25 protein-coding genes and 3 tRNA genes are annotated in these 26,435 nt (G+C 39.6%); 6 read left to right on the top strand and 22 right to left on the bottom strand.

Translation table 11 applies throughout. The annotated features are described in order from the left end of the window. Nucleotides 1-30 precede the first annotated feature (30 nt). The 6 genes from KKF75_01640 to KKF75_01615 all read right to left on the bottom strand — a co-directional run bounded on the left by KKF75_01640 (nucleotide 31) and on the right by KKF75_01615 (nucleotide 5,034). A complete protein-coding gene (locus KKF75_01640; protein ID MBU4380899.1) occupies nucleotides 31-525 on the bottom strand; it encodes an NYN domain-containing protein in 495 nt (164 codons plus the stop codon). A gap of 97 nt (nucleotides 526-622) precedes the next feature. Then, the gene (locus KKF75_01635; GenBank protein ID MBU4380898.1) at nucleotides 623-1,996 is read right to left on the bottom strand and encodes a hypothetical protein; all 1,374 of its coding nucleotides are present in this window, start codon (nucleotides 1,994-1,996) and stop codon (nucleotides 623-625) included. Between the two features lie 19 nt (nucleotides 1,997-2,015). Beyond that, entirely contained in the window at nucleotides 2,016-3,185 is a 1,170-nt protein-coding gene (locus tag KKF75_01630) for a glycosyltransferase family 4 protein (GenBank protein MBU4380897.1), read from the bottom strand. A 93-nt stretch (nucleotides 3,186-3,278) separates the two neighbouring features. After that, nucleotides 3,279-4,211, bottom strand: coding sequence for a succinylglutamate desuccinylase/aspartoacylase family protein (locus KKF75_01625; GenBank protein ID MBU4380896.1), 933 nt, complete (start codon nucleotides 4,209-4,211; stop codon nucleotides 3,279-3,281). A 243-nt stretch (nucleotides 4,212-4,454) separates the two neighbouring features. Beyond that, nucleotides 4,455-4,742, bottom strand: a complete 288-nt coding sequence (locus KKF75_01620) for a BrnA antitoxin family protein (protein MBU4380895.1) — start codon at nucleotides 4,740-4,742, stop codon at nucleotides 4,455-4,457. Further along, nucleotides 4,711-5,034 carry a BrnT family toxin gene (locus KKF75_01615; GenBank protein ID MBU4380894.1) on the bottom strand — a complete coding sequence of 108 codons (324 nt, stop codon included), beginning with the start codon at nucleotides 5,032-5,034 and terminating at the stop codon, nucleotides 4,711-4,713. Before KKF75_01615 ends, KKF75_01620 begins: the two co-directional genes overlap by 32 nt. 328 nt (nucleotides 5,035-5,362) lie before the next feature. Between KKF75_01615 and KKF75_01610 the strand changes: the two genes are divergently transcribed. Further along, nucleotides 5,363-7,609, top strand: a complete 2,247-nt coding sequence (locus KKF75_01610; protein MBU4380893.1) for a PBP1A family penicillin-binding protein — start codon at nucleotides 5,363-5,365, stop codon at nucleotides 7,607-7,609. 19 nt (nucleotides 7,610-7,628) lie between these two features. On the opposite strand, the gene KKF75_01605 is transcribed toward KKF75_01610, so the two are convergent. The 16 genes from KKF75_01605 to KKF75_01530 all read right to left on the bottom strand — a co-directional run bounded on the left by KKF75_01605 (nucleotide 7,629) and on the right by KKF75_01530 (nucleotide 19,924). Next, nucleotides 7,629-9,557, bottom strand: coding sequence for a phenylalanine--tRNA ligase subunit beta (locus tag KKF75_01605; GenBank protein ID MBU4380892.1), 1,929 nt, complete (start codon nucleotides 9,555-9,557; stop codon nucleotides 7,629-7,631). A gap of 4 nt (nucleotides 9,558-9,561) precedes the next feature. Further along, a complete protein-coding gene (gene pheS, locus KKF75_01600; protein MBU4380891.1) occupies nucleotides 9,562-10,560 on the bottom strand; it encodes a phenylalanine--tRNA ligase subunit alpha in 999 nt (332 codons plus the stop codon). Nucleotides 10,561-10,562: 2 nt separating this feature from the next. Then, nucleotides 10,563-10,916, bottom strand: coding sequence for a 50S ribosomal protein L20 (gene rplT, locus KKF75_01595; GenBank protein ID MBU4380890.1), 354 nt, complete (start codon nucleotides 10,914-10,916; stop codon nucleotides 10,563-10,565). A gap of 3 nt (nucleotides 10,917-10,919) precedes the next feature. After that, a complete protein-coding gene (locus tag KKF75_01590) occupies nucleotides 10,920-11,123 on the bottom strand; it encodes a 50S ribosomal protein L35 (GenBank protein MBU4380889.1) in 204 nt (67 codons plus the stop codon). A 7-nt stretch (nucleotides 11,124-11,130) separates the two neighbouring features. Then, entirely contained in the window at nucleotides 11,131-11,637 is a 507-nt protein-coding gene (infC, locus tag KKF75_01585) for a translation initiation factor IF-3 (protein ID MBU4380888.1), read from the bottom strand. Further along, nucleotides 11,634-13,439, bottom strand: a complete 1,806-nt coding sequence (gene thrS, locus KKF75_01580; protein ID MBU4380887.1) for a threonine--tRNA ligase — start codon at nucleotides 13,437-13,439, stop codon at nucleotides 11,634-11,636. The genes infC and thrS overlap by 4 nt, the downstream gene beginning before the upstream one ends. After that, complete coding sequence (locus KKF75_01575; GenBank protein ID MBU4380886.1) at nucleotides 13,439-14,209, bottom strand: hypothetical protein; 771 nt, start codon at nucleotides 14,207-14,209, stop codon at nucleotides 13,439-13,441. Before KKF75_01575 ends, thrS begins: the two co-directional genes overlap by 1 nt. Nucleotides 14,210-14,402: 193 nt before the next feature. After that, nucleotides 14,403-14,987, bottom strand: a complete 585-nt coding sequence (locus KKF75_01570; GenBank protein ID MBU4380885.1) for an ATP-dependent Clp protease proteolytic subunit — start codon at nucleotides 14,985-14,987, stop codon at nucleotides 14,403-14,405. A gap of 46 nt (nucleotides 14,988-15,033) precedes the next feature. Continuing rightward, entirely contained in the window at nucleotides 15,034-15,891 is an 858-nt protein-coding gene (locus KKF75_01565) for a hypothetical protein (protein MBU4380884.1), read from the bottom strand. A 49-nt stretch (nucleotides 15,892-15,940) separates the two neighbouring features. Then, on the bottom strand, nucleotides 15,941-17,137 hold the full coding sequence (locus KKF75_01560; GenBank protein MBU4380883.1) for an ABC transporter permease: 1,197 nt from the start codon (nucleotides 17,135-17,137) through the stop codon (nucleotides 15,941-15,943). A 55-nt stretch (nucleotides 17,138-17,192) separates the two neighbouring features. Then, a complete protein-coding gene (locus tag KKF75_01555; protein ID MBU4380882.1) occupies nucleotides 17,193-17,873 on the bottom strand; it encodes an ABC transporter ATP-binding protein in 681 nt (226 codons plus the stop codon). Continuing rightward, nucleotides 17,870-18,925, bottom strand: coding sequence for an efflux RND transporter periplasmic adaptor subunit (locus KKF75_01550; protein ID MBU4380881.1), 1,056 nt, complete (start codon nucleotides 18,923-18,925; stop codon nucleotides 17,870-17,872). Before KKF75_01550 ends, KKF75_01555 begins: the two co-directional genes overlap by 4 nt. 27 nt (nucleotides 18,926-18,952) lie before the next feature. Then, nucleotides 18,953-19,039, bottom strand: a tRNA-Leu gene (locus KKF75_01545). Nucleotides 19,040-19,047: 8 nt separating this feature from the next. Then, nucleotides 19,048-19,121: transfer RNA gene (locus tag KKF75_01540), tRNA-Gly, on the bottom strand. A 124-nt stretch (nucleotides 19,122-19,245) separates the two neighbouring features. Then, nucleotides 19,246-19,704, bottom strand: a complete 459-nt coding sequence (locus KKF75_01535) for a LysM peptidoglycan-binding domain-containing protein (GenBank protein MBU4380880.1) — start codon at nucleotides 19,702-19,704, stop codon at nucleotides 19,246-19,248. A gap of 143 nt (nucleotides 19,705-19,847) precedes the next feature. Then, nucleotides 19,848-19,924: transfer RNA gene (locus KKF75_01530), tRNA-Asp, on the bottom strand. A 279-nt stretch (nucleotides 19,925-20,203) separates the two neighbouring features. Between KKF75_01530 and polX the strand changes: the two genes are divergently transcribed. From polX to KKF75_01505, 5 genes are read left to right on the top strand one after another with little or no spacing between them, the layout of a single operon-like run. Then, nucleotides 20,204-21,952 carry a DNA polymerase/3'-5' exonuclease PolX gene (gene polX / locus KKF75_01525; protein ID MBU4380879.1) on the top strand — a complete coding sequence of 583 codons (1,749 nt, stop codon included), beginning with the start codon at nucleotides 20,204-20,206 and terminating at the stop codon, nucleotides 21,950-21,952. A 26-nt stretch (nucleotides 21,953-21,978) separates the two neighbouring features. Then, nucleotides 21,979-22,242 carry an Asp-tRNA(Asn)/Glu-tRNA(Gln) amidotransferase GatCAB subunit C gene (locus tag KKF75_01520; GenBank protein MBU4380878.1) on the top strand — a complete coding sequence of 88 codons (264 nt, stop codon included), beginning with the start codon at nucleotides 21,979-21,981 and terminating at the stop codon, nucleotides 22,240-22,242. Nucleotides 22,243-22,298: 56 nt separating this feature from the next. After that, nucleotides 22,299-23,711 (top strand): Asp-tRNA(Asn)/Glu-tRNA(Gln) amidotransferase subunit GatA, encoded by a 1,413-nt coding sequence (gene gatA, locus KKF75_01515; protein ID MBU4380877.1) that lies wholly within the window; start codon nucleotides 22,299-22,301, stop codon nucleotides 23,709-23,711. Continuing rightward, the gene (gatB, locus tag KKF75_01510) at nucleotides 23,708-24,604 is read left to right on the top strand and encodes an Asp-tRNA(Asn)/Glu-tRNA(Gln) amidotransferase subunit GatB (protein MBU4380876.1); all 897 of its coding nucleotides are present in this window, start codon (nucleotides 23,708-23,710) and stop codon (nucleotides 24,602-24,604) included. Before gatA ends, gatB begins: the two co-directional genes overlap by 4 nt. Beyond that, nucleotides 24,597-26,405 (top strand): hypothetical protein, encoded by a 1,809-nt coding sequence (locus tag KKF75_01505; GenBank protein ID MBU4380875.1) that lies wholly within the window; start codon nucleotides 24,597-24,599, stop codon nucleotides 26,403-26,405. Before gatB ends, KKF75_01505 begins: the two co-directional genes overlap by 8 nt. Nucleotides 26,406-26,435 lie beyond the last annotated feature (30 nt).

Below are 26,435 nucleotides of genomic sequence, written 5' to 3'. Positions count from 1 at the left end.
GCAAAGGGTTTTGTCCCGCGTAAATGCCTCTCATCTTCTTTTTAATTTATTCTTAAATAATCCGATATTAACTATAAAACTACCAAATTCTCGCAAAAGTGAGGAATATTTTTTATTAGGGACTAAAACTACCCTGAGTTTACGCTTCTTAAGAAGATATTTAATAAGGCAATAGAAATCCCCATCTCCAGATACTATAATAGCCTTGTTAAAACTCGAGAGCTCTATCATTGTTTGTAAGACTAATTCTGTGTCTACATTTCCTTTAGTTTGCTTATAGCCACTTTCTTTATATTCTACAGTAGGTTTAAATATTAATTTATAACCTGATTTGGTTAATAGATTATAAAGGTCTTGGTTTTCTTTTATAAACCCAATAAACAAGAACGCTTTTTTAACACTATACTTTTCCTCTAAAAGAACGCGAAACTTTGCGAAATCCAATTTCCAGCCTTGACTTCTTATTCCAAGATTTAAATTTTGACTATCTATAAAGGCATAATTTACGATATTTTTGTTTCTCACAAAATAATAATATCACCTTAAAGAAAATGTTAAAATGCTTGGGGAACGAGAGGTTGCAAGTCTGTCACGACCTTCTCTCGTTCCCCAATGTCACTTCCTACTCCTTTTCCTGTTGAGGCAGAACATCTCTGCTCAAAAGGATTGACACTTGCGGCCTGCCACCGTCTGGACCGTACAGCCGTACTGATGGTATTGGTGGCACCGCCTTTATCGCGCTTCCGTGATCGAAGACCCGCACCCGCACCTCCACCCGTTGCTCTGGAATTTCCCTTTCGGAATCTGCTGGCAAGTAGCTAGGCGGGATTTCTTCTTGGGCGATTATCGGACCTTCTCCGTAAGTTTCGATCTCATAGAGCGCTTTGGCTAGTCCATCTGCCGATGAGACACGACGCGTTCCAAATCCGCCATAGTTCCAAGCGGATTTTAGCCAGAGCGGTCTTGTTGGAGCTACAGAACGAGCTATCCAGCCATACATCCCTCGTTGATACAGGAATGTCGCTGGCATCACCTCCCCTGCCACCTTGATGAGATTCTCTGGAACACCGCGTTGACGAAGTTCGCTGGCATCCGCCAAAACTGGGAGAACTACCTTCGAGCTTACGAAGGAGTTTCCTATTGGTGGGATTAGTCTTACATCCCCAGCAAGAACTCTCTTCCAAAGGTGCGTTCCCTTGATTGTGTTCCAGCCTTGTGGGTACATCAAGGAAAACCGAAGATACACAGTTTCTGCCGAGTTGGGGACTTCCTCAGCAGAACCAGATGTTGCTTCTACCCCAACTTCCCGAAGGAAATTCATCTGGAACAGATGCTCCCCGTCTCGAGTGTGGTTTAGTTCACCAATCGAGGTAACAAAGTGCAACCGCTTCCCAACCATCAAGGGTTTTACTAGCGACTGCCACCACGCGAGTATATTGGTTCCTTCGAACAGCATCGCTGGAGGGAAAACAATTTTGCTCGCAAGCCTGCCCTCCACAAGATGTTTCCACCAAGCCATGAGGGTTGTCGTGTATGATCTGGTGCCGAGGATTGTGTCCAGCATTACTGCGGACATAACCATATCGGGACCGTAAGCTGCACATTCCAAGAGCTTGGGGCTCTCCAAATTGCGACCGACGAAGAAGTCAAACGCTAGACCCGCGAGCGCGAATTCATTAGCGGATGGCACTTTGTGAAGCCATGGGGGGAGTGCCCTGTGTCGCAACTCTTGGTCTTGGAAGAGGATCTGATAGATTTGCGATAGTGCCACGGCACGATTCGCAAGGCTAGAAAATCCTGTGTGAGGAAGGAACGGAACTCGTGGGCTTACAAGAAACCCAGGTTCCAGTTCCCCGCAAAGCCTCCTGTACACTTCCTCCTGGAGGGTAAGGCAAGGCATCACCTGCTTATCCTCAGCGTTTGATCCGTAGTTGAGAGGGTATTCAGCATCCCCTATGGTCACGGATTCCAGAAGTTGCCGTCTTTGTGCTTTCATAGCGATCCTCCTTTGTTATCTAGTATGAAGATACATATGGTGCGATGATCAAACGGATGAGTCTTTCGCAATGTTCTTTCATGGAGAACTTTTGTTCCGCAAGCGTCCGGTTTCTCGTCCCTATTTTAGCCATCAGATCAGGCTTTTCGGCAAGAGTTACGAAGGCTTTTGCCAACGAGTCTGGGTCCTTGAGCTTTGCATAGAGACAATTCTCCCACTGTTTGAGGTGTTTGGGGATATCCCCGACCGGTGTTGCAACAACCGCAAGTCCCGAAGCCAGAGCTTCAACAACCGAGAAGGGCATTCCTTCTTCTGTTGATTGGGATGCTGTGGCAAAGACATTGTGATTTCTGTATAGTTCTGGCAAACCTGCGTAAATTCCTTCGACAAACATGATACTTCCCTCCAACCCAAGCTTTTTAGCAAGTTGCTTTAGGTTTGGGAGTTCCGGACCAACACCAGCGACTGTCAGACTCATTGGAAGATTATTCACCCGCCTTTGAGCAATTCCGAATCCACAGATCAGCACATCTATAGCCTTAATGTCATGCAAACGACCAGTATAGATGATTCTCACGCCATTGGGGATTGATAGACTCGCTTCTGGGTGAAATCTTTCCGTGTCAACCGGAGAGGGCATCACCAACATGTTGGAGTGTCTTCCTTGCGTAAGTTCGTCAACTTGCTCGTATAGAACTTGCGCAACAGGGGTAAGAAGATCGGCGTGCTGGAAAACCGCGATACTTGCTTCTCGGAACCCATCCATCTTGGCCAGAGTTGCAACATCGCTTCCTTGAAGCGATACAACAGAGGGAATCCCTAGGAGTTTTCCTGCTGTTACCGCGATCAAGCCGTGTGGCATGGCATAGTGCGCCCGCAGAAAATCGGGTTTTTGAGATGAGGACCATGCAATGTTCAGAACTTCGGAGAGCATGGCGATTGCGATTTGCGAGCCAATCACCTTGTTCGATATCGGTTCTTGTACCAAATGGAACATGATTCCGGAATTCCTCAAAACAGCTGGATCGAGGTCTGGGATCGTGGTTCCATGTGGGTAGCTCTTATAGGTGACGAAATGTACATCGTGTCCCATTTGAGCCAAAGCTTTTGCTTCTTCGAAGGCAAAAACAGCGGGTCCTGCAAGATACGGTAGGCACTTCGAAACAACAACAATTTTTAAGGTTCTCATGGTATCTCTCCTTGGCTAGATTTGAGTCTTAGCAAGACCCATATTAAGAGTCGATATAGATTTGGACTCGACTCTTGAAATCGGTGTTGCAAGCTAAATTTTGTACGCCACTTCGTACAGGAACTCTCCAACCCTTACAAAACCCTGTCGCTTTACAACCCAAAGTTTTCCTTTAAATTCACTTTTTACATCTATTGTTTTAAGTGTGTAGGGGTCAAAAATCTCTCCAACCTTTTCTCCTTTTGCGATTTTTTCTTGCGGAGTTTTGGTAGGTGTAAAAATTCCGCAGATATCGCTTCGAACAAGATTAGTCTTTATCTTTTTGAGTCCCACTTTCCTCCGATCTTTACTTAGGTCTAAATAATTTGTTGCATTTATAACCCCCTTCGAAAGAGAATCTATGTCCGATTCCTTTATTATGTCGGGAAAAGGCATTTCGATACACGCATAGGCGATGTTTTTTCCAAGAAGAACCTGCCCTATGGTTCCCAGAAAACCTCTTTTAATCGATTCTTTTGAGTCAACGATATATGTAGTTGTAAATCCCATGTTGACCACAAATTTTTCTGACACCCTGTCCACTTCGCTTTTTATCTCTCGTTCGATAAGTAGTGGGTACGGTTTTCCAGTATTTGAGAAATTGTGTATATCTAAAACAAGACTGCAGGTTTTAAGCTCCTCTAATAATAGATTGTTCAATCTCTCCTGAATCGTACCATTAGCGTTTCCTGGAAAACTCCTGTTGGGGTCTTTAATATCAACCGGCAAATCAAGACTATTAAAACGACTGCCAAGAAGGCTTCCAGATGGATTTGCCAAAGCCACAATCTTTAGCTTGTTTTTAAGTGCGTTTTGCGATTCTAAAATTCTCTTGAGGACAAGTAGCCCCCCAGTTTCTACCCCGTGTATACCAATAACAACGCCAACGGTTTTTGACCCGCTTCCTATTTCTATAATTGGAACATTTAATTCTATTGTTCCAAGATTTATTTTTGCTACCCTAACTTTTGGTTTTTCGTTTTTCATATATTTTTTGTACATTAAACTAGAGCTTAATAATATTGACCCAAAAAGAAAAAACCCGCTTTCGCGGGTTTTGTGTTTTTACTTATCGTTTCTTAATATTTATGAAAGCAACGCAAAAACAAACCCGCGGTTAGCTGGTGTATAATGGGTAAACCAATAAGTTTTGTTAATGTTTGTGTTTTCCATACTCTAGTACTTTACCCCACTATAAGGCAGTCGTCAACACCGAGATTTTTTAAACAGTTATGCTCCTCGTACTTTTGTATTAAGTTCCTCGTGCACCTTTTCTTCCAAAAAAACCTTCATTAGCGATTGATAAGGAACATCCCTTTTGTTTGCCATCACTTTAAGATTATAAAGTAGCGGTTTAGAAAGTCTAACAGTTACCGGTTTAGTTGATGGTTTAAGATTTGATAAATCTAGGCTAACTCTTTCAAAACTTTCCTTAAAATTGGCAAAGTCGTTTTTGTCCCAAAAGTTTCTTTCGTTTTCTTCGGATTTAAATTTTGGAATCTTGTTTTGTTTCTTCATAAAATATCCTCCTTTCTTTTTTGCTTTGAATTCTTGCAGAGATAACTCTTAACTTTTCTTTTCTTATTGTAAAAGATATAAATAAATTTAATGTTGTTCCAGTCGTTCCTAAAGCAATAAATCTATCTTCCGTTTGTGAGTGTGTTTTATCGTAAAAAAACAAAACTGGGACATTAAAAAACACCTCTTCACACTCACTGCAAGAAATTCCGCGCTTTAGAAAATTCTTATCGGAATTACCTTCATCCCAATCAAATTCATAAGCGATTTTATCCAAAAACCTAATGCTCATTGTGCATTACTATACAATACAGTATTTTACAAGTCAATGACTATTGATATATACCGACTGTTATGGTTTTGAAAATACTAAATGCCAATTTGTGGTTAATATCTAGAGATAAATATTATCGGGTGACACCCCGATACAGAATATAGATTCCCACGCGCAAGGCGCAAGCGCGTGGTACTATATAACGCCTTTTGCCTTCGGCAAAAGGAATTTATCGGAAGATTCATCCACGGGCAAGCCCGTGATCTTCTCTAAATCTTGTTATAAATGCTTTATGGGGTGTCACCCGTCAAACCCTGATTCGGGCAAATGTGTTATCATTTAGATAATGAAAAAGGTAATAAAAAGGCCCATTAAAAAGTTGGAATCTACCCGACTGGTTGCCATAGCTACTTCTCTCGTAACCTTTCTTTTAGTTGGATCCATTTTTGGTATTGTGGTCTTTACTTATTTAAGCAAAGATCTGCCCTCTCCTAACGAGCTTACTGAACGACCGATTGAATTATCCACCAAAATATACGATCGCAATGGTGTGCTTTTATACGATGTCTATAATTTAAAAAACAGAACTATAGTATCGTTGGACAAAGTGTCTTCCTACGTTGTGCAGGCAACGCTTGCTACGGAAGACGCTGAATTTTATAGACATCACGGTTTTGATATTTTGGCTTATGTTCGCGCTGCAAGAAACATTCTTTTAAGACGGGGGTTACAGGGTGGTTCTACCCTTACGCAACAGCTGGTTAAGAATGCTCTTTTGACCAACGAAAGAACTGTGGTTCGCAAAGTAAAAGAGTTGGTCCTAACACTGCAAATAGAAAAAAAGTACTCCAAAGATCAAATTTTGCAAATGTATCTTAACGAAGCTCCCTATGGCAGTACTGCTTGGGGAGTAGAATCTGCCAGCGAATTATTTTTTGGAAAACCGGCGTCACAGTTGGATTTAGCGGAATCTGCCCTAATTGCGGGTCTTCCTCAAAGCCCAACAACTTACTCCCCAATAAATAATCCCGTCGTTGCCATAAAAAGGCAACAGTATGTGCTAAAACTGATGAAGGAAAAGGGTTGGATTAATTCAAAGAGCGAAAGGGAATACATTTCTTCCGAAGATTATGATGGGGCTTTAAAAAAGGAATTAGTTTTTGCCTCTGGTCAGGCGGTGCTTAAAGCTCCCCATTTTGTTATGTATGTGAGAAGCAAGCTAATTGATTCGTTTGGCGCCGATTTGGTGGAGACGGGGGGTTTAAAAGTTACTACAACCCTAGATTACAAATTTCAGGAAAAGGCTCAAGAAATTCTAACCGATGAGGTTGCCAAAGAGGCGTATCTTAAAGTTGGGAATGCTTCTCTCATCGCTTTAAATTCTAAAACAGGGGAAATAATCGGTATGGTTGGCTCCAAGGATTTTTTTAATTCCAAAGAAGACGGTCAGGTTAATGTGTCCTTGTCTTTGCGCCAGCCTGGTTCCGCCATAAAGCCTATAACATACGCCACCGCCCTAAAAATGGGGTATACAGCGTCATTTCCTATAATTGACGCTCAAACCGACTTTAACGAAGACCCGGAGGCAAAAGAGTATATCCCTAGCAATTACGACGGTGTGTTTCGCGGTACGATTCAGCTTAGATACGCTTTGGCGCAGTCGGTAAATGTTCCCGCGGTAAAAGTTTTAAAACTTGTGGGTATTAACAACATGGTAAAAACTGCCAACGCTATGGGAATATCGACCTTAACTTACGATCCTAAATATTACGGATTAGCTTTAACTTTAGGTGGTGGGGAAATTAAGCTTATCGAGCTTACCGCCTCTTATACGGTCTTTGCCAATAGTGGCACTTATAATTTTCCCTACGGAATAGAAAAAGTTGAGGACAACAAAGGGAATGTTTTGTTTTCGCATCGCGCGGAACCAGAAAAAGTATTAGATCCAGAAGTGGCTTTTATTATTTCTAATATTCTTTCGGATAACGATGCGCGGGCTCCAGTTTTTGGTTATGGATCGTACCTTAATATTGCCAAACATACCGTTGCGGTAAAAACTGGAACCACAAATGACAAGAAGGATAACTGGACAATCGGCTTTACACCTTCGATTACAGTTGGAGTGTGGGCGGGAAATAACGATGGGTCGTCAATGAACGAGATCGCGTCCGGTGTTACCGGAGCGGCTCCCGTGTGGAATAGAGTTATATCGGATTATCTAAAAGATCTGCCGGACGAAAAATTTTTTCAGCCCGAGACTGTTGTAAGAGCGGAAGTAGGAAGTATCACCGGTTTTAAGCCCTATTTGGAATTAGAAAAGCCACGAATGGAGTATTTTATTAAGGGTACGGAACCGCAGGGATATAGTCCTTGGGTTACAGTTTTGGAGATCTGCAGAAAAGATGATAAGCTTGCCAACGATGCCTGTAAAAAGGATGACAAGTCCGAAATGCGGGCTTTTTTAAAACTTAAAGCGGAATTTCCGCAATGGCAAGATGCCGTGGATCATTGGGTTGAGGATGTCGTCGACAAGGATTCTGACAAATATTCTCTGTATGATATTCCCACAAAAGAATCGGATTATGGAGATTAGGGGTTAGTAACCAGAAGAACTACCTCCTTACTACCACCTCTAAATCTTTTTCTAGCTTACTTATTATTAACCCTCTTGATTCTTTTATATCTTCGTTACTTAATTGGCAATTATCCTTGGTATAAAAAATACTAAAGGTACAAGAGGTTTTGTTCTCCTGTTTTAGTTTATCATCCTGAAATGTATCACTAAGTTCAAAAGCGAATTTAATGTTGTGGGGTAATTTAATTCCCTTAAAAAATTCTTCGATATTCTCATACGAAAGACCGCGAGAGTCGATAAAAGAAACCATTTCCTTTATGGGAATTGTATCGTCAAACGATCTATATTTAGTTGGTTCTAACTTAATCTCTTTGAGAGATATCTCAAAAGAGAATGTTTCTTGGAGGTTCGATATTTCTGCTTTATTTGGGTTACTTAATGATTTTAAGATCTCTTCAGCAACGCCTTTTACTTTACGGAAGGTATCTTTTTGATCCGCTTTTGAGTTATAGCTTGATATAGCCAGGTGCATTTCTTCTTGGGGATTATAAATATTTGCAATTTCAAAGATTTTAATCTCATCAAATCTGCCTTTATTAGAATTAATTACTTCTTGCAATGAGGGTAAAAGACTTTCATTCCTTAAATATCTTTTATCCTCTGTTAGCGGGTTCTTAATTTTTAAATATGGTTGGTTGTCATTTTGAATAGTTGGTACGAGAGAATAGGTGTAAACTTCGGTATATCCACAAGATACTAAAATATTTCTTAAGTTCTGCTCAATTTCAAATTTTTTATCTAGATAGGATATTTTTAGATTGGATTTTGGAAGTTTAGGAAAAAGACTAAAATAGCCTTTTATTCTGGCGTACTCTTCTATAATATCTTCTTCGCAGTTTAGATCTTCATATCTAAAAGATGGAATTGTGGAAACAATCGTTTGGTTGTCTTTTAGAGTACTTTTAATTTGGAGATCATTTAGGACTTTAAGAATATTTTCGGGATCTATTTTTTCTCCAAGATAGATACTAAGCTTTTCTAATTTTGTTGTGATCGTTTTTATTGGTTGGGAAACATTGTCAATATCATAAATTTTGGAAATCACAGATGCGTTGGCATATTTTTGACAAAGGTCCATCGCCTTAAATAATGCCGGTAGCGCCCCTTTGTAATCTACTCCTCTCTCAAAAATTTGGGCTGCCATAGTTCTATGGTTTAATTGCATATTAGCTTTTCGGATTGCTGTCTTGTCGTAAATTTGAGAAAAAAGAATTATTCTTTTGGTGTTGTTATCAATTTCGCTGGATTTTCCACCCATAATTCCGGCTAGATCATAAATACTTTTATTATCCTCGATGACGATAGCTCCAGCGGGTAGTATCCTTTTTTGCCCATCTAGCGTTGTTATTGTTTCTTTATCGCGAGATGCCCTAAGATTCATTATCGCTTCCCCGTTGTTGTTTTTGCCAATTTTGTCAAAATCAAAAGCATGCATTGGTTGTCCAAATTCCAGCATAATATAATTTGTGATATCGACAATGTTGTTTAGGGATCTAACCCCGCATTTTTCCAGCCTGTTTTTTATTAATTCGGGGGAATTGGAAATTTTTATATTATCCAAAACAATGGCACAGAACTTGGCGCAAAGGTTCTTGTCTAAATTTATCTCTAAAGCAACTTTTTCGTTCGAATTTAGTTTAATCTCCTCACCGTTTGTAATTTTTAGTGTAGGGTTATGTCCAAATTTTTTGGTCACAACGAATGCCTCGCGGGCAAACCCCCTTATTCCTATTAGATCTGGTCTGTTGGAGGTTATCTCAACATCAAATATTTTATCTTTGTCTGTTGCTTGAATAATCTTTTCTACGCTAGATGAGCAAAGAGACATTTCTTGGGCAAATTCTTTCTCGTCAAGGTCTATTTTTAAAAATTCTTTTATCCAAGAATAAGGGTATAAAATATTCATGCCTTTAAAATTGATTTAAAAACCTCAAATCGTTTTTGTAAAACATACGGCAGTCGGGGATGTTATGCTTCATCATAGCAACTCTTTCAACACCCCAGCCAAAAGCAAAACCGTTGTATTTTGGATCCACTTTTCCATATTTTAAAACGCTAGGATGGATCATCCCCGCCCCGCCAAGCTCTAACCAACCTTCTTTGCAAACACCACAACCCTTTCCCAGGCAGACGCTACAATTAATATCTACTTCAAAAGAAGGCTCGGTAAACTGGAAATGATAGGGCCTCAATCTTGTTTTTCTTTTTTCTCCAAAATAATTTTTAACAAAAAAATCTAGAGTTCCGATTAGATTGTTGATTGAAATGTTCTCGTCCACGAGTACCCCCTCAAACTGATGAAACATTTGAGTGTGAGAGACATCCTCTTGTCTTCGATAGCACTTGGCAATATTTAAAAGTCTTATTGGCGGTTCTTGCGATTCCATTTCTCTAACTTGAGCATTACTAGTATGTGGTGTTAATACAAGATTACCTTCCCCCTCCACAAAAAATGTTTCCCACTCATCTCGCGCTGGGTGTTGTTTTGGCATATTTAATGATTCAAAAGCGTGATACTCGGTATCCACTTCAGGATATCTTTTGCGCGTGTAACCCAAAAATTTAAAAATACTTGTTATCTCCTCAATTGTTTGAGTTAGAATATTAGTGCTCCCTAACTGGAGCTTTATAGATGGAATTGTGTAATCAAACGAACTCGAGGAAGATTGTAAAAAGGTTTTTTTCTTTTCTTTGACTTTATCTTCAAGATAGCCTTTTAGCTCGTTAAATTGGATACCGAAAGATTTTTTTTCTTTTGGAGTTAGGTTTAACAAAGAGGAAGTAACTTTTTTTAAAACTCCGGATCTTCCTAGATATTTGTTATCCAGCACCTCAATATCCGCCACAACGAGGCAATTTTTGCTATCTTTATCAAAATCTTCTTTAATCTTTAGAAGTTTTGGGAGCATCTTTATTTCGTAAGATTAACTTTTTTTACTACTTGCTCAAAGACTTGAGGGTAATTTGTTGCCATCTCGGACAAAACCTTTCTGTTTAAGAGAACCTTTTCTTTAGAAAGCAAAGCGATAAATGCGCTGTATTTAAGGTCGAATGGTTTCAGCGCCGCGCCAATTCTTAGAATCCACAAGGATCGCAAATCGCGTCTTTTTATTCTTCTTCCTGCAAAAGCATGTTCTCCGGCTCTAACATACGCTTCGTTGGCTCTTTTAAATAACTTAGATCGGGTTCCTTTATAACCCTTGGTTGCGGAAAGTACCTTTTTGTGTCTCCTGACTCTTTTTGTACCTGTTTTTACTCTGGGCATAAGTTAATGCTTTCCTAGAACTTTGATAATTTTTTTAGCGAAACCCTTGGATACCGTTGTTAGTCTTCTCTTACGGTTGGAATTGCCAGATGTTTCTTTTCGTCTTAAATGTGAAACACCCTGTACCCTGCGTTGTAGTTTTCCTTTACTACTTATTTTAAATCTCTTTAAGGCTGTTTTATTTGTTTTCATTTTACTCTTTTTCATAGGAAGATCATTTCTTGGGACGCAAAGTTAAGGTCATTTGGTTGCCCTTTAATTTTAATTCCTCATCGATATCTGTAATGTCTATAAGTTCCGCTATAACCCTTTCCAGCTTTTGTTTACCGAAGTCGGGGTAGGTAACTTCTCGTCCCTTAAATTGTACAGTAAATTTAACTTTGTTTTTATCTTCTAGAACAAATTCCCGCGCTCTTTTAATTCTAAATGCTATATCACCTTCTCCAATTCTGGGGCTAAGCTTAAATTCTTTTAGCTCTCCTCCTCCTTTGCTTTTTCCTTTAGACTCTTTATGCTTTTCGTCGTATAAAAACTTTTTAAAGTCAATAATTTTGGCAACGGGAGGAGTTGCCTTTTCGGCAACCAAAATTAGATCCAACCCCTCTTCTTTAGCTTTGGACAAGGCGACGGGTGTCTCTAGAACGCCTAAATTTTCTCCTTTGTTACCAATAACTTGAACCTGCGGTACTCTGATAAAATTGTTTATAGTGTATCTTTTCAATTTAAATCCAACTCCAATGACTTTGCGATTATACGATTCATTATATCTTTTGTAAACACCCCAAGATCAATTAAATTATCTTGCTTGTTATCCCGCGTTCTGATAGAAATTTTATTCTGCTCTTTTTCTTTATTTCCCAAAATTACCATGTAAGGAATTTTCTGCTCTTGGGCTTTGCGAATTTTGTTTTGCATGGTGTCGTTGTCTAGGTTTACTTGTACCCTAATGTTGGCATCCGTAAGAGTTTTTTTAACTTTAATAGAGTATTCGTCTAATTGGCTGGTAATTGGTATAATTTGTATCTGAACGGGAGAAAGCCAAACAGGAAAAGCGCCTGCAAAATGCTCAATTAAGAATCCAACGAACCTTTCACTCGATCCAAGCGGTGCTCTGTGTTGGACAACTACCAGCTCCTCTTTTCCAGTAGAGTTGATATAAGTTAAGTTAAATCTTTGTGGCATGTAAAGGTCAATTTGGTTTGTTGAAATTCCGTATTCTGTACCTATTGCGGATTTAATTTTAAAGTCCATTTTAGGACCATAATGAGCAGCACCTTCGTTTTCTACGGTGTATTTTATCCCCGACTTTTCTAGCGCCTCACGAGACATTTTCTCAGCTTTTTGCCACATTTCCTTATCCCCATGATATTTACCTTTTTTCTTTGGGTCTCTAAGGCAAAGTACTATATGATAATCCTTTAATCCCAGGGTATCGTAGTAGTAGCGGTGAAGATCAACTATCTTAACAAATTCCTCAACCGCTTGTTCTTCGGTAGAATAAATATGGGCATCGTTTTGACAAAAGACTCTTGGTCTCAATATGCCATTTAACGCCCCAGAATCTTCATAGCGGGCAACCGTTCCATATTCGGCAAGTTTTATTGGTAGATCTTTATAACTTCTTAACTTTGATTTGTAAATCTCGTGGTGAAAAGGGCAATTCATTGGTCTGATAAAATATTCGTCTTTTTCGTCGCCTGGAACATGGACTTTGTACATTTCGTCTTCAAAATAAGGAACATGACCCGATGTTTCAAAGAGTTTTCTTTTGGTAATAAAAGGTGTTGATACTCGCAGGTATCCCCATTTATCTTCGGTTTCTTTGCCCCACTTTTCCAATTCCTCTTTTATGATTGTTCCATTGGGAAGCCACAAAGGAAGACCAGAACCTATATCTTCAGAAAAGGTGAATAGTTCTTGTATTTTGCCAATTTTTCTATGGTCACGTTTTTTGGTCTCCTCTTGTTGCCAGAGAAATTTATCCAATTCTTTTTGTGTGGCAAAGCTGGTGCCATAAATACGGGTCAACATCTTATTTTTTTCGGATCCTCGCCAATAGGCTCCAGCAATAGAAAGCAGTTTAAAAAAACCAATTTCGGAAGTGTTGTCAACATGGGGTCCAGAACATAGGTCCACAAAAGAGCCTTCTTTTTTTGGTTCTCCAGTCCAATAAACGGTTGGGATCTCGCCACGGGTTGTGGCTTCTTTAATCCACTCTTGTTTATAGGGGTTAGCTTTAAAGAGGTTAATAGGCCTGTCCTCCGAAGCTTTAGCGTAGGAGGAGGGGATAAGGGAGATAGGAGAGATTGAGAGAGATTGCTTTTTAATTTTCTCCATCTCTCTTTCTATTTTAATAAAATCTTCTTCTATTAGTTTGGTTTCTAGGAGTTCGAAGTCAAAGTAAAAGCCATCGTCGGTTGCGGGACCCATGGCGGGAAGGATTTTATACCCCAAATTTTGCATGGCGTGCATTAAAACATGCTCTGTAGAATGGCGAATTGTAGAAAGCGGGTATTTTGACATTAATTTTTAGTGTTTAAATACGCAATGAGCTCATTGTAGCCTTTTAAGCTGTTTACCGCAAGCCAGGATTTTGTGGGAATAGAGGCAGAATAGAGTTTTTTGTCACGAGCTAGAATTGGAAACAAGACTTTTTCGAAATCAGTTTTTTTGGAAAGGTCGAATGTATCTCTAAAAAGTTGGTAGGTTTGGGGAGAAAACACTGTTACTCCAACATGAGCAGGAATTTTTACCATGGGATACATTTCTATCTCTTTGACGATCCCGTCTTCTATTTTCATTCCTGTGTAAGCGTAAGGTGTTTCTTTAACGATAGCAACCGTGGCAATACAACCTCTTTTCTCCCCCTCTTGGTGTTTTTCTAGAATGTATCTGGGGAAAATTTCTGGGAATTCTAAAATTAGATCATCGGGATTGTGTACAATTAAATACTTATCTTGGGGAATAAAACCTTTATCTAGAGCGTTTCTTACCGCTCCCCCCTTGCCTACAGGGTGGTCGGGGTCGTGACAGTAATTAATCGAGACACCGTATTTGCTCCCATTTCCCAAAATGTCAACGATGGTTTGGGCTTTGTGATAGACTAGCGCGACAAAGTTTTTAAATCCCGCGTCTCGATACATTCTAACGGTCATTTCGATCATGGTGTCGCCGTTAGGTAAAAAAAAGGAATTTTTGTGAGTGTTGCCCGATCCTTCGACCTCTTTAAATCGAGAGCTTTCACCTCCTGTCATTAACGCAACAACCACATTGTTTGGGTCAATGTTTTTCATATCTTAAATAAATTATGTTGTAGATTTGTTAGCCCGCAATTGCCCCATCGTTTCTACCACCCCCTATTGCCCCATCGTTTCCACAACCCCCTATTGCCCCATCTAATTTTCCACCGCCAATTACTCCGTTATCCATATTTACTAACACCTCCTTAAAATTAGCTAATAACTAACTTATAAACAAGTTTGTTTCTTACGAAATAATATGATCAACTATACCATAGTCCTGGGCTTTTTGGCTAGTCATATAGTAATCGCGATCCATGTCTTTTAATAATTGCTCTTTGGGTTTTCCAGTGTCTTTAGATAATAATCCAACCAGCAATTCTTTGAGGCGCAAAATTTCTTTAGCGTCAATTTCGATGTCACTCGCTTGTCCCCCGGCTTGACCCAACGGTTGGTGAATATGAATTACCGAATTTGGAAGCGAGTACCTTTTGCCTTTTGCTCCGCTTGCCAAAAGAATTGATCCCATGCTGGCCGCCATCCCAACTGCAATAGTGGATACGGGGCATTTTAAATGTTTAATCGTGTCGTAAACGGCAAGACCGGCGTAAATTTGACCTCCGGGACTGTTGATGTAAATTTTAATATCCTTAGTTTCGTCCTCGGCTTGCAAAAACAAAAGCTGGGCAATCACGGTATTTGCCAAACGATCGTCTATTGGTCCTGAAATGAAGACAATTCGGTCTTTGAGAAGTCTGGAATAAATATCATAACTGCGTTCGTAACCTTTAGGATCTTTTTCCACAACGATTGGAATTAATTGATTTTGCATATAAATTCAAGGGGGTAGTACCCCGTAGGGGTACTACCCCAACGCATTAAATACCTTTGGATAATTCTATCAAGACTTTGTTCTTGAGTAAAATCGCTCGAATGTACCATTTGTTTTCCTCTTTTGCCAGTTCCTCGCGGGCTTTGGAGTCGGGGTTGGCATTGATGGCGCTTTGAATTTCTTCATCGCTCACTGCTATTTTCTCAACTTTTGCTATTTCGGTTAAAATAAACTCCAGCTTTAAATTCTCTTCGGCTTGTTTTTTGTATTCCGCTTTTAATTCTTCTAAATTCTTTTTAATGGAACGCAAATAATCTTCCACAGTCATTCCCAGTTTTGCAGTTTGGTCAATTAGCTGGGAAAACATGCGGGTGGTTTCTTCCTCAATTAGGGTTGGAGAAATATCTACCTTGCTTGTTGCAAGTAACGCATTGGTAATATCGGCGGTTTTTGTTGGGGTCTTAGCCTGCCCGCCATCGCTACGCTCAGGCGTTAGCGGGCGGGGGGCATTGAAAGATTGAATATCAGAAACAGCTTTTTTGTAATCACCAAGGACTATCTCTGGGAGCTCAACAATTGTTGCCTCAAAAGTGGCCTCTTTGCCATCCTCTAACTGCTTTAAATTAATTCTAGGGTTAATTATTGGAGCCATGTGGTGTTCTTTAATAGCGCTACTTACCGCTTGAGGTAACAGAGTATTTACCACCTCTCCTCGCAACTTGCTGGGGTCTATCTTGTCTTTTACTAAATCTGCTGGCGCGGTTCCTGGGCGAAAACCATCTATTTTTACTTGAGAAGTCAGGGTGGTTAGAGCTTTTTGGAAAGCTTGCGATACCACATCCTTGGGAATGGTAATTGTTAGTTTATAAGTTTTTGCTGGCAGTTTTTCTATTGTTGTTGTCATAGCAGTTTCTTTTAGGGTGACACCCTATTAGGGTGTCACCCTTAATTAATTACTCGTATCTTAATGCCTCAATAGGATCTTTCTTGGCGGCTTTGTAGGCTGGCCAGGTACCAAAGGCAATTCCCACCAAAGCCGAAAACCCAAAGGCTATTATAACAGACCAGGGAGTAATTGCGGTATTAATTAATTTTTTTAAAGCTAAAGACCCCAATCCTCCAATTAAAATGCCGACTATTCCTCCAAGACTACTCAATGCAACCGCTTCAATGAGGAATTGTAGAAGTATATCTACAGGTTTTGCTCCAACCGCCTTCCTCAACCCTATTTCACGGGTGCGTTCAGTAACAGAGACAAGCATGATATTCATAATCCCAATTCCTCCAACCAAAAGCGAAATAGCGGCAATTCCAGCAAGTCCTAATGTCAAAGCGTTTAAGATGCCAGTTATGGAATTTAAAAGTTCTTTCTGCGAGACGATACTAAAATCATCCACCTTTAAAGTTTTTAAAAGTACCGATTTTATTTCCCTTTGCGCTAAATCTTTGTCCATGCTATCGGGAATGGACATGTAAAAAGTGCTAGGTTTATCCAGCCCAAAAAACTTTTTGGCGGTTGTGTAAGGAATAAAAATTTGGTTGTCGCGATCAACCCCTCCAAAACCACCTTTAGAGTTATAGATCCCAACGACTTGGATTTTTTCTGATCCTACAGTAATCAACTTACCTAGAGGGTCTGTATTAGGAAATAATTCTTCTACTACAGAAGGACCAATAACTCCCCGTTTAGAGTTGGAATAAACATCGCTTTGACTAAATTTTTCGCCACTTGATAACGAATAGTTAGCAATGGAGAACCAATTGGTGTCTACCCCATCAATTTCTACGAGCGCCGTATTATTTCCATATTTAACTTTTTTGTTAGTTTGAACAACAACAGTGGTTTCTATTTCATTGCTTAAGAAGCCCTTTAGGTTTTTATATTCAGTGTCCGAGAGTTTATTATTGGCATAAGCAGAACTGGGATCTCCCCTAAACCCTTGACTTCCGGGAACAACAAAAAGAGTGTTTGCTCCTAAATCTTTAAATTGACCGGTAATGTATTCTTGCAATCCCGAACCAATGGCAACCAGAAGTATTACAGACGAGACACCAATAATAACGCCGAGCATGGTTAAGACGGACCTAACTTTGTTGGCAAAGATTGCCTTAATGGCGATTTTATGCGTTTCGAATTTAAAGAGGATCATATTTTATTTCTCATTCGGGTCCGTCCCATTTGGGACGGACCCGTTTAAGTCAAAGCTAGTTGACTACCTCTCCATCTTGTAATTTGATTATTCTTTTAGCTTTTTTAGCTATCTCCATGTCGTGAGTGACGATAATGACTGTTTTTCCCTCGTGATGTAGATTCTCCAAAATTTCAAGAATTGCCCCGCCAGATTTGCTGTCTAAATTTCCAGTTGGCTCGTCAGCTAAAATAATTGCTGGGTTATTAATTAGAGCCCTGGCAATCGCGACCCTTTGTTGTTGACCGCCTGAAAGTTGATTGGGAAAATGATGCAACCTGTCTTGCAAACCCACTTTGTTCAGCATCTCAATGGATTTTTTAATCCGCTCTTTCTCGTGAATGTTGGCGTAGATGAGTGGGAGCTGAACATTGTCAATCGCAGTAGTGCGTTTAAGCAAATTAAAAGCCTGAAAAACGAATCCAATCTCTTTGTTGCGAAGTGTAGCAAGCTGGGACTCGTTCATTTTAGAAATTTTAGTGCCGTTTATGAGAACTTCACCACTTGTTGGTTTATCTAAAGCTCCGATAATATGCATCAATGTGGATTTTCCCGATCCCGATTTACCTACAATAGAAACAAATTCGCCTGTCTTAATTGTCAAGGAAACATTTAAAAGGGCAGGTACCTCGATACCTTCCATGGTATAAACTTTAGAAACATTGATTACTTCTACAACAGGTTTTACGGAGGTCATCGGATTACGATTACACGAATACCATCTTTAACAGTTCCGTTTTTGGGATAAATAATCGTGTCGTTTTCGGCAACTTCGGCTAATACCTCGGTATCAAGATCGGTCTCTAGTCCCACAGTAATCTCTCTTTTTATTGCTTTACCACCCTCTAATTTAAAAACAAATTTTTTATCATTCTCTGTGAGAATACTCGTCGAGTCTAAATACAAAACATCAGTTTTGATGCTAGTGGCAATTTCGATGTCTCCGTGCATGCCAACGGAGGCTTTAGCTAGTAATTCCTCTGGTAGTTTAATTTTAATTTTAAAAACGGTGTTGCCCGAAGCGTTCTTTTGGGCAAAGTTAGTAAGTTCCATAACCGAACCTGTAAATTTATTTTCTGGGTAGCTGTCCAGGTCAATTGTAACTGTTTGACCATGAGCGATTTTTCCATAATCCCCCTCGTCAATTTCGGCAGAAAAATATAATTCATGAGGATTGGCAATTACAATAACAGGACTGGTTGCTGAAGCGATCTCTTGCGCCTTGTAGTAGATTTTTGTGATTATTCCGTTAAACGGGGCGCGAATTGTTTTATCCCCAAGAGATTTAGCTGATTGGTTTACTTGGGCCTGGGCAGAACTTATAGCCTCTTGATAGTAATTGTATTTGTCCCAGTAGATTTTTTCGTTGTAGACCCCGATAGTATCGGGGTCGCTTTTATACTGCTCCTTAAACGAATTGAGATTTGATTTGGCCTGTTCTAACGCATTTAAACTTTGGGTATACGAGTTGTATTCGGATGAAGAGTTTCCCTTAACGAGAATCTGCCCTTTTGTAGTGGTGTCGCCTTCATTTACTAATACTTCTGTAATTTGAGTGCTTGTCGGAAAGCTTAAGGAAGCGGTTTGGTTGGAGGTGATATCGCCCGATGCCGATACAGTCTGTTTTACCTCGCCTCTTTTAACAGTGGTTACAGTAACCGGAATTCCCGCGGTTTTTGATTTGTATACTATAAAACCAATAATTAAAATTGGAATTAAAAGTAAGAAGAATTTTTTGTTTAGTCTCATAGGCTTGGATTCTATCATTTTTTCTAGTGGTGCCGCGAGGGAGAATCGAACTCCCAAGGATTTTACTCCACAGGGTTCTAAACCCTGCGCGTCTGCCAATTTCGCCACCGCGGCACTAGAGATGGAGCGGGATAGGAGAATCGAACTCCCTTCTCTACCTTGGGAAGGTAGCATACTACCAGTGTACTAATCCCGCAATTAATCACTAAATACTCTACAACATCTACACTAACCCATAAAGGGTTATAACAAGATAAAAGAAAATACCCAAAGGCGTTACAAGCTTGCTTATTAGCTATAGTCGAGATTACCCCCTCGCTTTAATTTGGTAAAACTAGCACCTGCCCAGGCTCAATCAGTGGGTTGCCGTTGGCAAGCCAGCCTATCGATTTGCTATTTGCAGTTAGAATCTTGTTCCATTCAAAACCACTGCCGTATTTAGCTTCGGCGATTTCCCAGAGAGTGTCCCCTTCTTTAACGGTATATTCGCCGCTCGTTATATCTCCGCTTTTGTAATCGTTGGCATACCAGACTATTGGTCGTTCAGGTGTTTCTGCTCCACCAACACCTAGTACCTCGGGCAATTTGCTATTTTTTTCTTCTGTTCTTCCAGCTTGTGATAAAGCTTCCTGGGTGATTTCTCCTTTGGAATTATCTTGGTTTTTAGAACTATTAAAATAGTTGTATACGGCAAACCCCGCAAGGACAACAATAATTCCAGCAAAAATAGCAGGCATCGGGTTTACAACTTTGTTAGTTGTTGATTCTTGAGAGCTCAAATTAAATCACCTCCTAGGTTTGGGGCAGAGGTTGTTTTAGCTAGTAATTTCAGTTTGCTCAAATTCAACGGGGCACTCTAAAACTCTAGTCTCCCCCGACCTTCCGCCAGCTGGCGGAGTTGGGGATCGACAAGATTTTTACGTGGCGGGAGCGACGGGACTTGAACCCGCAACCTCTTCCGTGACAGGGAAGCGCTCTAACCAATTGAGCTACACCCCCATTAGAATCTCTAAACTCGCGAAGCGAGTCAAGAGATTCTTATGCCCTCCGAAGCTCCGTGCCAAAGGCACGAGAGCGTAGGACGGGCAGGTTACAATTACAAATGTCACTGTTAAAAAAACCAGTCCATCCTTCGCTCCTCGGTAAGCTCGGAGCTACGGAGGACTAATTCGACCTAGACTCGAACCTCACTTTGTTCGTTCTCGTCAAGTTCTTATTGAGTATAATAATTCATTTTCCCCTATTGAGCAATGGCGTAACCGATAGTACCATATAACTATGCAGGATTTAACAAAAAAATTCTCTAACGCCCACATTTCGCAAATGTTTAAAGAAATTGCCTCTGCTTATCAGATACTAGGTAAAAGCTTTTTTAGAACCCGCGCTTATCAAAACGCATCTTCTATTATTGGTTCTTTATCTTCCGATGTCAAAAGTTTGTGGGAAGAAAGTGGTTTAGATTCTATTCAAGGTCTTGGAGATACCACTAAAAGTTATTTAGATGAGTATTTTAGAACAGGTCACATAGTCCATTTTGATACAGTTAAAAGCCAGATGCCCCCAGGGATGTTTGTTTTGCTGGATATCCCAGGTATTGGACCAAAAACCGCCTATCGTTTGTCAAAGGAATTGGGAATAACTAGCAGAGAAGATCTAATTAAAGCATGTAAACAGGAGGCTGTTGCAAATCTCACTGGTTTTGGGGAAAAATCTCAAAGCGACATCTTAAAATCAGCTCAAACCCCGCGAGTTAAAAAAGATAGAACTCTTTTAAATGTAGCAGAGGATATTGCTCTTTCTTATCAAAAATTCATCTTGGAGGATCCTAATACGGTCTCCTGCGATTTTTTGGGATCCCTGCGACGCAAGGCATCTACCGTTGGAGACATAGACTTTTCTGTTGCAACAACAAACCCTGTTGCTGTGATCAATAAATTTGTTTTGTACCCACAGGTAGAACAGGTAGAGGATAAAGGAGACAAAAAGGCTAGCGTAATTTTAAAAACTGGTCAAAGAGTAGATTTAATGACAGGAGACCCCGCAAGCTACGGAGCATTGCTGGCTCACTTAACTGGATCCAAGTTGCATAATATTGCATTAAGGACTTACGCTCAAACCAAAGGTTTATCCATTTCGGAGTATGGAATAAAAGATCAAACTGATGTTTTAAAGACTTTTCCTAGTGAGGAGTTGTTCTACAAATACTTAGGATTAGACTTTATTCCGCCCGAATTAAGAGAGGACAGGGGTGAAATTGATTACGCTAAAGCAAAACCCCTTCCAAAACTTATAGATCAACCAGATATGAGAGGTGATTTGCAAATGCATTCAACTTATTCTGATGGGGCAAATACCATTGCCGAAATGGCGCAAAAAGGCTTTAAATTAGAATATGAGTATCTTGGAATTACAGACCACTCCTTAAGTCTTAATACCAAAACTAAACAAGAAATACTTAGCATTATTAAAGCTCAAAAGCACGAAATAGCACAACTTAAGTACTCTAAGGACGATTTTAAAGTGTTATTGGGTACAGAATGCAATATATTATCCAACGGAGAGTTGTCACTAAGCGACGAAATCTTGCAAGAGTACGATTACGCTATCGCCTCTATCCATACTGGTTTCGATCAAAGCAAAGAACAAATTACTCAAAGACTGATTAATGCAATTATCAACCCCTCCATAAATTTTATTGCCCATCCCACAGGTAGAGTTTTACTGGAAAGAGATCCTTATGATGTTGACTGGAGAAAGATTTTTAATTATTGTATCCAATATAACAAACCCCTGGAGATTAATGCCTTTCCTTCTCGTCTTGATTTACCTGACGATTTAGTTAAAATTGCCAAGGATATGGGGGTAAAGTTTGTCATTAATACCGATGCCCATTCAACTGTTCATTTGGACTACATGAAGTATGGAGTTTATGTGGCAAGACGCGGCTGGTGTACTAAAGAAGAAATATTAAATACCTTGTCATTAAAAGGTTTAGTAAAAATTCTTAAGATTAGAAATCAAGATTAATTATTTCGTTAGAAACAAACTTGTTTATGATTACAGATCAAGAAATAGATAATTTATATTTGCTTTCAAAATTAACTCTCAAACCAGAACTTAGAGAGGAAGTTAAAAAATGGTTGTCCGAAACTCTAGATTATATTACAGTTTTAGACGAACTTGATACAGCCAATGTTAGACCAACAACTCAAGTTACGGGACTGACTAATGTTTTTAGAAAAGATCTACCTACAAAAGAAAACGAATTAAATTTGTCTGGAACATATTTTAAGACTAGCATCACCGTTGTTAAGTAAAGAATAAATAGGGATTATCCCAAATTTGGGATAATCCCTAATCTACTAATCTAGCTATGAAAAATCTTTATAATCTAACAATAGAAGAATCGTTGCGAGGACTTAATGCGGGGGATTTTTCTTCTGTTGAGCTTGTCAAAAGCGTTTTGGAAAGAATAGAAAAAGTAGAAGATAAGGTAAAGGCCTACATTTCAATTTTTAAAGAAGACGCTTTGTTGCTGGCAAAACAGGCAGATGCAGAGCGAAAAAAAGGAAGTAAGAAAAAGCTTTTGGGTATTCCCTACTCTGCCAAAGATCTTTTTAATACTAAAGGGTATTTGACTACAGCCTCCTCAAAAGTTTTAGAAAATTACATTGCGCTTTACGAATCCACCGTCACCGCGAAGTTAAAAAATGAAGGAGCGATTTTAATTGGAAAAACTAATTCCGATGCTTTTGCTCATGGTTCTAGCACCGAAAACTCCGATTTTTTTGTTACAAAAAACCCCTGGGATCTTACGAGGCTTCCTGGAGGATCCTCGGGTGGTTCTGCGGCAGCCGTTACAGCGGATGAGACCATTTTTGCGATTGGAACAGAAACAGCAGGTTCCATCAGACAACCAGCTTCTTGGTGTTCGGTTGTTGGTCTTAAACCGACATACGGTAGAGTGAGTCGCCATGGTGTTATAGCAATGTGTTCGTCTACAGATAGCCCAGGTCCTCTGGGAAAAACGGTTAAGGATTGTGCCACAATATTAAAAATCATAGCGGGAAAAGATTACCACGACGGTACATCGAGTAACGAAATTAGAAACGACTATTCCAATTTTTCTTTTTCTAATCTTAACAATATAAAAATTGGGATTCCTAAAAACTACTTTAGTTATCCTATGGAAGAAGGGATTAAAGAAAAGGTGACGGATTCAATTAACGCTCTTGCTAAATTGGGTGCGAAAATTATTGAGGTTAACTTAATGGATCCAAAATATGCCATTGCGGTTTATACAATTATTCAAAGAGCCGAAGTTTCATCCAACCTATCTCGCTTCGATGGTATAAGATACGGTAATCCCCGCTCTAGTTTTGGACACGAAGCCCAAAGAAGAATCTTGTTGGGCACTTATGTTTTATCCGCTGGTTATTATGATAAGTATTATCAAAAAGCTCAAAAAGTAAGGACGCTAATTTGCAGAGATTTTGATCGAGTTTTTAAGAGTGTGGATTTAGTTGTGTCGCCTGTTTCTCCAACACTTCCGCTAAAAATCGGGTCTACCGTTGATCAATCTATGTTTGGAGAAATTGCTGATGCCTTAGTTGAGTCAAGTTCCCTTGTGGGACTCCCCGGGATTTCTGTTCCCGCGGGTTTTGTAAATGGATTGCCTGTTGGGATGCAACTTGTGGGTCCAAAATTCAGCGAAAAATTAATTTTGGAAGTGGCAAATCTTTATGAAAAAGAAGTCGATTTTAGCAGATTTAAACCAAACCTATGAGTTATATACCGGTCATTGGTCTAGAAATTCACATCCAGCCTAAGACGGCATCAAAGATGTTCTGTGGGTGTTCAGCAAACATTTGGAAAGCCGAGCCAAATAGCATTGTTTGTCCCGTGTGTTTGGGTCTTCCCGGAGCACTACCGGTACCTAACGAAGAAGCGATTAAACAATGCCAACTTATGGGGTTAGTGTTAAATTGCACAATTGCTAGTTCTTCTAAATTCGATCGCAAGCATTATTTTTATCCCGACTTGCCTAAAGGGTATCAGATTACCCAATACGATGAACCCCTTTGCTCGAATGGGTATTTAGCGCTCTCAACTGGTACAAAAGTCAAAGTTAGGCGGGTTCATATGGAAGAAGACACAGGAAAATCTTTTCATCAAAATAATGAAACACTATTAAATTTTAATAAATCTGGAATGCCGTTAATAGAGATTGTAACCGAACCCAACATTAAGTCACCCGAAGAAGTCTCTGACTTTGGAAAATTGGTTCGTGACCTAGCCCGAAAATTTAATATTAGCGATTGTGACATGGAAAAAGGGCAAATGAGATTAGAGGCAAGTATCTCGCTTAAGAAAAACGAATCCGATCCCCTACCCGATTATCGAGTAGAGATAAAAAACATTAACTCGTTCAAATTTGCCAAGAATGCGGTTTCCTACGAAATTGCCCGTCAAACAGAAATTTTAGATGCCGGAGGTACTATTAGCAATGAAACTCGTGGGTATAACGAAAAAACCAGAGAAACATTTAGCATGCGCCAAAAAGAGGTAGAAAAAGATTACAGATATTTTCCCGAGCCGGACATTCCTCTTATGGAGTTTAGTAAGGAATATCTTAATAAACAAGTTTGTTTCTTGCGAAATAAGTTGCGCCATGGATAAACTCGAATTTGACTTTGACAACCCACAATACGAATATGTAACCACCAATGTCCGTTTAAAAGAAGTATCCGAGATACTAAAAGAAGAGAAAATGGTTTCGGTGGATACCGAGGGAACCTCTTTGGATTATTACTACAATAAGCTCCTTTTATTGCAAATTGGAACCCCAACTATCGCTTACATTTTTGATACCCAGAAGATTAAGGATTTCACTCCCTTAAAAGAAGTCATAGAGAATCCCAAAATTCTTAAAATTCTTCAAAACGGCAAGTTTGATTACGGTATTATAAAAGTTGCCTTAAATATGGATATTGTAAACATTTACGATACCATGTTGGCGGAACAGATTGTTATAAACGGTTACAAGAAATCGGCATCTCTTGGCGCCATGGCAAAAAAATATTTGGAAATTGAGCTGGATAAAAATTACCAGTCTTATCAATGGGATAAGGTTGGGCTAAGTGGTAATTTTCAAAAACGGCACCTAAATTACGCCGCTTTAGATGTTTTAACCCTTTTTCCGATTTTTAAAAAACAATTAGCCATATTACAAAAAGAGAATTTAGTGAAAATCGCCAAATTGGAGTTTTCTGTTTTACCAGTTGTTGCTCAAATGGAACTTTCGGGATCATATATTGATGTTGACAAATGGAGGCAGGTTATTGCAGAGCTTAAAGAAAAGAGGCAGGATACCGCAACAAAAATTCAATCCGAAATTAGACCTTTATACAACTCCTCGCAGTTAGACTTGTTTGGTAATTTATCCGATGTAATAAATATCAACTCTCAACAGCAGTTGCTGGAGTTGTTTAACGATAGATTGGGCTTAAGTTTGCCTTCTACCGGTGTTAGAGTTTTACAGCAAAATAATCACCCTGTAGCTAAATTAATTTTAGAGTATCGGGCGTCCGAAAAACTTATCTCGGCCTTTGGAGAAAACTTGTTGGCTAAGATAAATACGGTTACGGGCAGGCTTCATCCTGATTTTAGGCAAATAGGCGCCGATACAGGAAGATTTTCTTGTACCAGTCCCAATTTACAGCAAATTCCCCGAGGCTCGCAATTTAGAAGTTGTTTTATAGCTCCAAAAGGAAAAAAGCTTGTAACCGTTGATTATTCGCAACAGGAGTTAAGAATTCTTGCAGAATATTCTGGCGATCCCATTTTAATTAATACCTATAAAGAAGGAAAAGATCTTCACACAGTTACGGCATCTATGATGTATGGGATACCCGAAGAGAAAGTTAAAAAAGATGTCGAAAGATACGCTGCTAAGTCTATCAATTTTGGTCTAATGTATGGCAGGGGCGCGAATTCTTTGGCGGGACAGATTGGACTGTCGCAAGAGGAGGCTAAAAAACTACTCGCGCTGTACTTTAAAAAGTTTTCTAAGGTTAAGCTATGGTTAGACAAAGCGGGAAAAAACGCTGTTACCCGAAAGTACTCCACAACCCTTGGGGGCAGAAAACGCTATTTTACATTGCCCGATCAAGGCGATCCCAACTACCAAAAACTTATTGGAGATATAGAACGAAAAGGAAAAAATACTCCAATCCAAGGAAGTGGTGCCGATATGGTTAAACTGGCTCTAGTTTTTATTCATATGCGATTTAAGAAAGAAAAAATAGACGCGCGAATTATCTCTACCGTGCATGACGAAATTGTTGTTGAAGCAGAAGAATCGGTGGCTCAAGATGCTTTAAGGATGCAGAAGGAGGAAATGCTTCGCGCTGGAGCAACTTACCTAAAAGCAGTTCCAGTAGAAGTTGGTGGCGAGGTCTCCGATGTTTGGGAACACTAATGATTTGCACTTGGGGTGTTAGAGTGCTAG

This window comes from Patescibacteria group bacterium (assembly GCA_018896215.1).
Lineage (GTDB): Bacteria > Patescibacteriota > WWE3 > 0-14-0-20-40-13 > 0-14-0-20-40-13 > JAHINB01.
Note: the sequence above shows the minus strand (reverse complement) of the source record. Positions and strands in the feature narration are given on the sequence as shown.

Excerpts from the sequence above, each read along its gene's own strand:
- KKF75_01635 (MBU4380898.1), bottom strand. The coding sequence starts at position 1,996 with ATGAAAGCACAAAGACGGCAACTTCTGGAATCCGTGACCATAGGGGAT.
- KKF75_01630 (MBU4380897.1), bottom strand. The coding sequence starts at position 3,185 with ATGAGAACCTTAAAAATTGTTGTTGTTTCGAAGTGCCTACCGTATCTT.
- KKF75_01625 (MBU4380896.1), bottom strand. The coding sequence starts at position 4,211 with ATGAAAAACGAAAAACCAAAAGTTAGGGTAGCAAAAATAAATCTTGGA.
- KKF75_01620 (MBU4380895.1), bottom strand. The coding sequence starts at position 4,742 with ATGAAGAAACAAAACAAGATTCCAAAATTTAAATCCGAAGAAAACGAA.
- KKF75_01615 (MBU4380894.1), bottom strand. The coding sequence starts at position 5,034 with ATGAGCATTAGGTTTTTGGATAAAATCGCTTATGAATTTGATTGGGAT.
- KKF75_01610 (MBU4380893.1), top strand. The coding sequence starts at position 5,363 with ATGAAAAAGGTAATAAAAAGGCCCATTAAAAAGTTGGAATCTACCCGA.
- KKF75_01605 (MBU4380892.1), bottom strand. The coding sequence starts at position 9,557 with ATGAATATTTTATACCCTTATTCTTGGATAAAAGAATTTTTAAAAATA.
- pheS (MBU4380891.1), bottom strand. The coding sequence starts at position 10,560 with ATGCTCCCAAAACTTCTAAAGATTAAAGAAGATTTTGATAAAGATAGC.
- rplT (MBU4380890.1), bottom strand. The coding sequence starts at position 10,916 with ATGCCCAGAGTAAAAACAGGTACAAAAAGAGTCAGGAGACACAAAAAG.
- KKF75_01590 (MBU4380889.1), bottom strand. The coding sequence starts at position 11,123 with ATGAAAAAGAGTAAAATGAAAACAAATAAAACAGCCTTAAAGAGATTT.
- thrS (MBU4380887.1), bottom strand. The coding sequence starts at position 13,439 with ATGTCAAAATACCCGCTTTCTACAATTCGCCATTCTACAGAGCATGTT.
- KKF75_01575 (MBU4380886.1), bottom strand. The coding sequence starts at position 14,209 with ATGAAAAACATTGACCCAAACAATGTGGTTGTTGCGTTAATGACAGGA.
- KKF75_01570 (MBU4380885.1), bottom strand. The coding sequence starts at position 14,987 with ATGCAAAATCAATTAATTCCAATCGTTGTGGAAAAAGATCCTAAAGGT.
- KKF75_01565 (MBU4380884.1), bottom strand. The coding sequence starts at position 15,891 with ATGACAACAACAATAGAAAAACTGCCAGCAAAAACTTATAAACTAACA.
- KKF75_01560 (MBU4380883.1), bottom strand. The coding sequence starts at position 17,137 with ATGATCCTCTTTAAATTCGAAACGCATAAAATCGCCATTAAGGCAATC.
- KKF75_01555 (MBU4380882.1), bottom strand. The coding sequence starts at position 17,873 with ATGACCTCCGTAAAACCTGTTGTAGAAGTAATCAATGTTTCTAAAGTT.
- KKF75_01550 (MBU4380881.1), bottom strand. The coding sequence starts at position 18,925 with ATGAGACTAAACAAAAAATTCTTCTTACTTTTAATTCCAATTTTAATT.
- polX (MBU4380879.1), top strand. The coding sequence starts at position 20,204 with ATGCAGGATTTAACAAAAAAATTCTCTAACGCCCACATTTCGCAAATG.
- KKF75_01520 (MBU4380878.1), top strand. The coding sequence starts at position 21,979 with ATGATTACAGATCAAGAAATAGATAATTTATATTTGCTTTCAAAATTA.
- gatA (MBU4380877.1), top strand. The coding sequence starts at position 22,299 with ATGAAAAATCTTTATAATCTAACAATAGAAGAATCGTTGCGAGGACTT.
- gatB (MBU4380876.1), top strand. The coding sequence starts at position 23,708 with ATGAGTTATATACCGGTCATTGGTCTAGAAATTCACATCCAGCCTAAG.
- KKF75_01505 (MBU4380875.1), top strand. The coding sequence starts at position 24,597 with ATGGATAAACTCGAATTTGACTTTGACAACCCACAATACGAATATGTA.